Source organism: Blastococcus sp. MG754426 (assembly GCF_021699055.1).
Lineage (GTDB): Bacteria > Actinomycetota > Actinomycetes > Mycobacteriales > Geodermatophilaceae > Blastococcus.
The window spans coordinates 1-255 of the sequence record NZ_SSXC01000209.1; the positions used below are offsets into that span (position 1 = coordinate 1).

Annotated in this window: 1 pseudogene; it reads right to left on the reverse strand. The window is 70.6% G+C overall.

Annotated elements, in window-relative coordinates:
* Window positions 1-255 (reverse strand): annotated as a pseudogene (locus E9549_RS22990) (methyl-accepting chemotaxis protein); the annotation flags it as partial.

Below are 255 nucleotides of genomic sequence, written 5' to 3' on the forward strand. Positions count from 1 at the left end.
GATGTTCTCCGCGATCTGCGTGGTCCCACCGGCGGCCTCCTGCACCGACCGGGCCATCTCGTTGGTCGTGGCCGTCTGCTCCTCCACCGCCGAGGCGATGGTGGTCTGCCGGTCGGAGATCTGCGCGACGATCTGGGAGATCTCCCCGATCGCGGCCACCGCCGCCGTCGTGTCCCCCTGGATCGCCTGCACCCGGCGGGCGATGTCCTCGGTCGCCTTCGCCGTCTCCTGCGCCAGCTCCTTCACCTCGTTGGC